Origin of the sequence: Herbaspirillum sp. B65 (assembly GCF_000333555.1) — a bacterium.
GTDB lineage: Bacteria > Pseudomonadota > Gammaproteobacteria > Burkholderiales > Burkholderiaceae_D > Herbaspirillum > Herbaspirillum rubrisubalbicans.
On record NZ_BADI01000934.1, the window covers coordinates 1 to 8,150 of the forward strand.

General features: G+C 62.0%; 6 protein-coding genes. 4 read left to right on the plus strand and 2 right to left on the minus strand.

Going from position 1 to position 8,150, the window contains the following annotated elements; translation table 11 throughout:
- The first annotated feature begins 472 nt into the window (after positions 1–472).
- Complete coding sequence (locus I5W_RS21820) at positions 473–1,033, plus strand: gamma carbonic anhydrase family protein (protein ID WP_017452917.1); 561 nt, start codon at positions 473–475, stop codon at positions 1,031–1,033.
- Between the two features lie 86 nt (positions 1,034–1,119).
- Here I5W_RS21820 and uraH read toward each other — a convergent pair whose 3' ends face one another.
- The gene (gene uraH / locus I5W_RS21825; protein ID WP_017452918.1) at positions 1,120–1,473 is read right to left on the minus strand and encodes a hydroxyisourate hydrolase; all 354 of its coding nucleotides are present in this window, start codon (positions 1,471–1,473) and stop codon (positions 1,120–1,122) included.
- 417 nt (positions 1,474–1,890) lie between these two features.
- On the opposite strand from uraH, the gene I5W_RS21830 reads away from it, so the two are divergent.
- From I5W_RS21830 to I5W_RS21840, 3 genes are all read left to right on the plus strand, one after another.
- On the plus strand, positions 1,891–4,140 hold the full coding sequence (locus tag I5W_RS21830) for a catecholate siderophore receptor Fiu (protein ID WP_044530813.1): 2,250 nt from the start codon (positions 1,891–1,893) through the stop codon (positions 4,138–4,140).
- A 423-nt stretch (positions 4,141–4,563) separates the two neighbouring features.
- Complete coding sequence (locus I5W_RS21835) at positions 4,564–6,822, plus strand: catecholate siderophore receptor Fiu (RefSeq protein ID WP_044530814.1); 2,259 nt, start codon at positions 4,564–4,566, stop codon at positions 6,820–6,822.
- Positions 6,823–6,979: 157 nt separating this feature from the next.
- The gene (locus I5W_RS21840; protein ID WP_017454773.1) at positions 6,980–7,660 is read left to right on the plus strand and encodes a Fe2+-dependent dioxygenase; all 681 of its coding nucleotides are present in this window, start codon (positions 6,980–6,982) and stop codon (positions 7,658–7,660) included.
- 19 nt (positions 7,661–7,679) lie between these two features.
- Here I5W_RS21840 and I5W_RS21845 read toward each other — a convergent pair.
- Positions 7,680–8,150: urate hydroxylase PuuD (locus tag I5W_RS21845; protein WP_044530815.1), on the minus strand; the 471-nt coding region annotated here is incomplete at its 5' end.

An 8,150-nucleotide genomic window follows, 5' to 3' on the forward strand; every position in this document is an offset into this window, starting at 1 on the left:
TTTTCATCGGCGCAATCTATCANGCAGCCTGCGCGCCGCGCGCCCGCAGCCATGCTGCCAGCCGGCAAGAGCACCGTGTACCGGCATAAAAAACCCCTTTCGAACAAGGATTTAGCGTCGGCGTCGGACGAAAAAAAAGGGCTGCGACATATTGCCGCAGCCCGCAAATACAACAGAGAGGAATTGAGATTGGACCCGATTTCAAGCACTCTCCCCTTAATCCACATCAAATCCCATGCGCGGCAACGAAAGCCGGGCCTTGGCGCAATGCGCATGGCCATCCCATCAAAAGCCCCCGCTGGCCCCTGTCCAGCGCCGCGCCAAACGGGTATGATCGCTACCCGCTCGCGCGCCGACGACGTCCGCCCCAATGCGAGTCATCACGCCAGCGCAGAGCGGCAGCATTGCCGCCGCTGCCCTGCACGACCATCCGCACCCTCTGCACCACCGCATCACCAGGAGAATCCGATCCATGCTTCGCCGCAACCCATCCGGCCACCGGCCCCAAGTCCACGAATCCGCCTATGTCGACCACACCGCCATCCTGTGCGGCAAGGTAATCGTGCATGAGAATGTCTTCATCGGCCCCTATGCCGTCATCCGCGCCGACGAAGTCAATGAGCATGGCGAGATGGAAGCCATCGTCATCGGTGCCCATTCCAATATCCAGGATGGCGTGGTGATCCACTCCAAGTCGGGCGCGGCCGTGACCATCGGCGAACGCAGCTCGATTGCTCACCGCGCCATCGTGCACGGCCCCTGCACGGTGGGCGACGGTGCCTTCATCGGTTTTAACAGCGTGCTCTTCAATTGCAGCATCGGCGCTGGCTGCGTGGTGCGTCACAACGCCGTGGTCGATGGCTGCGACCTGCCGCCCGGTTTCTACGTGCCCTCCACCGAACGCATCGGTCCCAAGACCGACCTGGCGACCATCCCCCGCGTGACCGTGGCCGCTTCCGAATTCTCGGAAAACGTGGCACGCACCAACAACGAACTGGTACTGGGCTACAAGAAACTGCAAAACGAGTTCTGACACCTGCCCTACCCCAAACAAAAAATCCGGCTTCTTGCGAAGACCGGATTTTTTATCGACCAGCAAAATGCATCAGGGTGGCGACATCAACTCCCGCGATAGGTCGAATACGCCCAGGGCGACACCACCAGCGGCACATGGTAGTTCTGGGTGGCATCGGCAATACCAAAGGCGATCACCACCTCATCGACGAAACGCGGCTGCGGCAGACTCACGCCCTGCGCGGCGAAATAGTCGCCGGCGGCAAAGACCAGTTCGTACTTGCCGACCTGGAGTGTGTCACCGGCCAGCAGCGGCTCATCGCAGCGGCCATCGTCATTGGTGACGGCCTGCTTGAGCAGACGCTTGCCGCCTTGCTCCACGGCATACAGCGCCAGCTTCACGCCCGCGCCCGGCTTGCCCTTGGTGATATCCAGCACGTGCGTGCTCAGTTTGCCCATGTTGCAGTCCTTTCCCTGTGTGGTTGGATGGAGTGATGAAGGGCGATGATATAGCGGCAGCACACCCCTCCCTATACGAATACGCTGATACCGACCATCGATGAGGCGGCCCTCATGCCCATCGATTCAGACAATTCTGATTGAAGAAAATCGAAATTACGGCAAGCCATCGCAGGCGTCAAAAATACCCGCAATAAATCGAAATTTCTACTAGTTCCTTTTCCCACGACCCTTCCTATACTCGCCCGATCCATGCCAGATGCACCCCAGCAACTGGCCGGATTCCCCTGATATCTGATCGCCAGCCTTCCCTGGGGGCGGAACAGGAGCGGCCCCGCAGCATTCACGCCGCCTCCGTCCCGCACCCGCCCTCATCGCCAGCCAAGAGATTTCCAACCCTTTCTCTCGGAACCTGACATGAGCTTCATCAAGAGCCGCAAACACTCCTCCTCCCGCCTGTCGGCGGCCGTCGCTGGCGCCCTGCTATTGCCGGCCATGGCTGCGCACGCCCAATCGACCAGCCCATCGCTGCCCGGCGTGCAGGTCAATGCCACCAAGGATTCCCCTTACAAGGCCGAACAATCGGCCTCGCCCAAATACACGCAACCACTGGTAGACACGCCCCAGACCCTGCAGGTCTTCAAACGCCCGCTGATGGAGCAACAAGGCGCCACCACGCTCTCCGAGGTACTGCGCAACACCCCGGGCGTGGGCACCTTCTTCCTCGGTGAAAACGGCAGCACCAGTACCGGCGACACGGTCTACATGCGCGGCTTCGATGTCTCCAGCGCGATCTTCGTGGACAATGTGCGCGACCTCGGCGCCATCTCGCGCGACGTCTTCAACCTGCAGCAGGTCGAAGTGCTCAAGGGCGCGGCCGGCACCGACAATGGCCGTGGCTCGCCGACCGGCTCCATCAACCTGGTCACCAAGCAGCCCGAACTGAGCAACTCGGTCACTGCCAGCGCCACCTATGGCAGCTTCAACCAGAAGCGCGGCACGGTGGACTGGAACCAGGTCATCGACAGCGAACGCGGCCTGGCCCTGCGCCTGAACCTGATGAAGCAGAACAGCGGCGTGCCCGGCCGCCACGAAGTACATAGCAGCCGCGACGGCATCGCCCCCTCGCTGGCCTGGGGCCTCAACAGCCCGACCCGCATCATCCTGAACTACCTGCACATGCAGCAGGACAACCGCCCCGATGGCGGCGTGGTCACCATCGGCCTGCCCGGCTACAGCTCGCCGGACCCGGCACGCCCCTTCATCGGCCAGGCGCCCAAGGTCAATCCGCGCAACTTCTATGGCCATATCGACGACTACAACAAGGTCAACGCCGACATGACCACGCTGCGCGTGGAGCATGATTTTTCCCCGACCCTGAAACTGCAGAACAGCACCCGCTACGCCCGCACCGACCAGGACTATCGCCTCAGCTCCTTCCTCGCCACCGGCGTGGCCAGCAGCCGCTTCCCGGCCGGCATCCTCACACCCTCGGTCAGCGACCGCTCCACCTGGCAGCTGGCCCGGCAACTGGTGACCCGGCGCGACCAGTCCAACGAAATCCTCAGCAACCAGACCCACCTGACCAGTTCCTTCACTACCGGCGATATCAAGCACACCCTGGTGGGCGGCTTGGAGCTCACGCGCGAGCGCCAGCGTGCACTTTCCTTCACTGCCACTGGTTTGCGCCCCTATGCCAACCTGTACCAGCCCGACGCCCACTTCGACGAATCCAAGGTCAAGGTCGGCACCACCGGCTTCAACGAAGGCCAGACCGATACGGTCTCGCTGTATGCCCTGCACACCATCAAGTTCACGCCGCGCTGGTCGATCAACCTGGGCCTGCGTGAAGACCACTACCGCACCAGCTTCGACAGTACCTCGCAGAGCAATACCAGCAGCCTCAAGACCTCCGGCAACCTGCTCAACTGGAAGCTGGCCGGAGTCTTCAAGCCCACCAGCGCCAGCAGTGTCTATGCCCTCTATGCGAGCTCGCAGCAACCGCCGGGCGGTGCCAACTTGAGCCTGAGCGCCAGCCGCAGCAGTGCCGCCAACCCCGACTACGCGCCGCAGAAGACCCGCACCGCCGAACTCGGCACCAAGTGGGAGGTGCTCGATCGCAAGCTGGCCCTGACGGCGGCCCTGTTCCGCACCGAAGTGAGCAATGAAGTGGAACTGGATGAAGTGGCCAACACCTACTTCCAGACCGGCAGGAAGACCACCTCCGGCCTGGAACTGGGCGTGGTGGGCGAAGTCACGCCGGACATCTCCTTGACGGCAGGTTTTAGCCGCATGGATAGTCGCGTCACCCGTGGCCGCGTGGTAACGGCTGGCGGCGAGAACTACCTGGCCTATGCACCGCGCCAATCCTTCACCTCCTGGGCCACCTGGCGCGCCGCACCCGGCCTGAGCCTGGGCGGTGGCCTGCGTTACTCGGGCGGCCTGCTGCGCGGACGTGACGGCGCCGTGGGCACGCCCACCAGTACCGGCGCCTACTGGGTCGCCGACGTCATGGCCGCTTACGTGATCAACCAGCATGTCGACCTGCAGTTCAACGTCACCAACCTGTTCAACAAGGACTACGTGGCCGCCATCAACAAGAGCGGCTACCGCTATACCCCGGGCGGCGAACGCGCCTTCGCGCTGACGGCCAACCTGAAGTTCTGACGCCCAACGCGCCAGACGGTGGCGGCGCCCTGCCGCCACCGCCCGCCCAACCTACCTGCAAGCAAATCATTTACGCATTTTTGCAAAGCCCGATATGAAGACGTATTTTTTATACAACAAATCAGCCTATGCTCTTGACGCACGCAAAAGCCCGCTGCCACGCGACTTTGCTGTGATGACCAGTTTGAGAGACAAATGGTCAGATAAAATTTTAAAGAATAAGAATCACTTTGATTTAGGTGTTCCTTATAATTGTAAAAATCTCGTATCAATTCGACATCCCACGACTGGTACCGGATACACAACAACAGATACTCGCCAGCCATTCCAGCGAGGCCGACCAGGTCCATCTTGACCGCGCGGCCTGCGCAAGACTCATAGCCAGCCAAGAGAACCCTCGATAACTTCTCTCGGAACCTTGCCATGAGTTACATCAAGAGCCGCAAGCACGCCCATGGCGCGCTCGCTTCAACCCGTCTGTCGGCTGCCGTTGCCGGCGCCCTGTTGCTACCGGTGGTAGCAGCCCATGCCCAGACCAGCGCCACCCTGCCCAAGGTCGAAGTGACCGCCACCCAGGAATCGGACTACAAGGCCGACAAAGCCTCCTCGGCCAAGTACAGCCAGCCGCTGGTCGATACCCCACAGACCCTGACCGTGATCAAGAAACAGCTGATCGACCAACAAGGCGCCACCACCCTGACCGAAGCGCTGCGCAACAGCCCCGGCGTGGGCACCTTCTATCTCGGTGAAAACGGTTCGACCAGCACCGGCGACGCCATCTACATGCGCGGCTTCGACAGCTCCAGCGCCATCTTCGTGGACAACGTGCGCGACCTCGGTTCGGTCTCGCGCGACATGTTCAACATCCAGCAGGTGGAAGTCCTCAAAGGCCCGGCCGGCACCGACAATGGCCGCGGCTCGCCGACCGGCTCGATCAACCTGGTCACCAAGCAGGCCGAGATGAGCAACTTCTTCAATGCCTCGGCCACCTACGGTAGCTGGAACCAGAAGCGCGCCACGGCCGACTGGAACAAGACCCTGGACGAAGAACGCGGCGTGGCCATGCGCCTGAACCTGATGAAGCAGGACAGCGGCGTGCCCGGCCGTCACGAAGTCAAGAACGACCGCTGGGGCATCGCGCCCTCGCTGGCCTTCGGCTTGAACAGCCCGACCCGCGTGTTCCTGAACTACCTGCACGCGGACCAGGACAACGTCCCGGACGGCGGCGTGGCGACCATCGGCCTGCCCGGCTATTCCTCGCCCGATCCCGCGCGCCCGTACATTTCCGGTGCGCCGCGCGTAGCCTCCAGCAATTTCTACGGCAATGTGAACGATTACGACAAGGTCACCGCCGACATGTTCACCGCGCGCGTGGAGCATGACTTTTCGCAGGACGTCAAGCTGCAGAACACCACCCGCTACGCCAAGACCAGCCAGGATTACTTCCTGACGTCCTTCATGGCCTCGGCGGCCAGCAGCAGCCGTCCCACCGGCCTGATCACGCCCTCGGCCAGCAATCTGTCGAGCTGGATGCTGGCGCGCAACCTGCCCACCCGCAAGGACCAGTCCAACGAAATCCTCACCAACCAGACCAACGTCACGGCCAAGCTGAAGACCGGCAGCCTGCAGCACACGCTGGTGGGCGGCGTCGAGTTCACCCAGGAAAAGCAGCACGCCACCTCCTTCACCGCCACCGGCACGCTGCCGGCGGCCAACCTGTACAACCCGAATCCCAACTTCGGCAACGGCAGCTACAGCATCCGTGCGACCGGCTACAACGATGGCAAGACCGACACCGTCTCGGCCTACCTGTTCGATACCCTCAAGTTCAACGAACAGTGGTCCATCAACGGTGGCATCCGCGAAGACCACTATCGCACCACCTATAACGCCAACGCGGCCGGCGCCCTCACCAACCTGTCGACCTCGGGCAACCTGTTCAACTGGAAGCTGGCCGCCATCTTTAAACCGACCGACTACAGCAGCATCTATGCGCTGTATGCCACCTCGCAACAGCCCCCAGGCGGCGCCAACTTCACGCTGTCGGCCTCGGCCAACAGCGCGGCCAATAGCAACTATGCCCCGCAGAAGACCAAGACTTCCGAGCTGGGGACCAAGTGGGATCTGCTGAACAAGAAACTGGCCGTCACCGCCGCCGTGTTCCACACCGAAGTGACCAATGAAGTCGAGCAGGATCCGACCTCGCTGCAATACTTCCAGACCGGCAAGAAGACTGTGCAAGGCATCGAGCTGGGGGTGACCGGTGACGTGACCAGCAATCTGTCGCTCACCGCCGGCTATAGCTGGATGGATACCAAGGTCGACAACGGCGCCATCACCACGGCTTCCGGTGACAACAACCTGGCCTACACGCCCAAGCAGGCCTTCACCTCCTGGGCCACCTACCGCCTGCCGCAAGGCTTTACCGTGGGCGGTGGTGCGCGCTATGTCAGCTCGCTGCTGCGGGGCAAGGATGGCGCGGTGGGCACCCCGGCCTTTGCCGATGCCTACTGGGTCGTCGATGGCATGGTCGGCTATGTCGTCAACAAGAATGTGGACCTGCAATTGAATGTCTACAATATTTTCAACAAGGACTACGTCGCCGCGATCAACAAGAGCGGCTATCGTTACACCCCGGGCACGCCACGCGCCGTGGCGCTGACCGCCAACTTCAAGTTCTGAACCAGCCGATCGCAATGAATTGATCTGCCTCAGTCCCGCCACCAAGGGCTTTACTTAAAGTGGCGGATGCCGACTGAGTCCAGTCATGGATCAGCCAGACTTGACGGCCCCTCCTGCACCGGAGGGGCCTTTTCATTAGCGACAGGAGAATTCCATCATGATGCTGCATATCCCCGAAGTCCTCAGCGCCGAGCAGGTGCGTCACATCCGTGCCGAACTGGATCGCGCCGATTGGGTGGACGGCCGCGCCACCGTGGGCGACCAGGGGGCGCGCGTAAAGCGCAACCGGCAATTGCCAGAACATTCGCCACTGGGCTTCGCGCTGGGCGAGATCATCCTGGAGGCCTTGCGCAAGAATCCCCTGTTCTTTGCCGCCGCCCTACCCAAGAAGACCATGCCGCCGCTCTTCAACAGCTATGAAGGGGGCGAGCACTATGGCCTGCACGTGGATGGCTCGGTGCGCAACCTGCCCAATGCCGCCGGCAGCATCCGTACCGATGTCTCCTCCACCCTGTTCCTGTGCGACCCGGACGACTACGAAGGAGGCGAACTGGTGGTGGTCGATACCTACGGCACGCACGAAGTGAAGCTGCCAGCCGGCGACCTGATCGTCTATCCCTCCACCAGCCTGCACCGGGTCGAACCGGTCACCCGCGGCGCCCGCGTGTGCGCCTTCTTCTGGAGCCAGAGCATGATCCGCGACGACTGGAAGCGCAGCATGTTGTTCGAACTGGATCGCAACATCTACAGCCTGCGCCAGAAGATCGGCGACACCGAGGAAGTGCTGGGCCTGACGGGGCATTATCACAATCTGCTGCGGCAGTGGGCTGAAGTATAAATCTTTTATATCATTTATTTTATTTGGCGCCCGCCTGGAACCAGGCAGCCAATTCGGCGCGTTCTTCATCGGTCATCCGGGTCAGGTTGGCCAGCGGCATGTCCCTGGTCTGCACGGCGCGCTGGAATATCTTGGCGGCGTGCTGGTGGATCAGTTCGGGCGTGTGCAGCATCATGCCGGCCGGGGCGGTGGCAAAGCCGGGCTGGGTCGGTTTATCGGAGTGGCAGGTGGCGCAGCGCTGGGTGATGATGGACTGGATCCTGGCGAAGTCCGGTGCAACTGCTGGCACCGTGGCCACCGATGCGCCACCACCTGCGCCTTGCGCTACAGGCACAGTGGGCACCACCGGGCGCGGTGCAATGGCTACCGCCACCACCAGCAGCAAGGCCACCCCGGCCAGCGGATAAGCCACCGCGATCCGGCCCTTGTGGCGCAGATTGAAGAAGTGACGGATCAACACCCCGGCCGCCATGATCGCGGCCAGCACCAG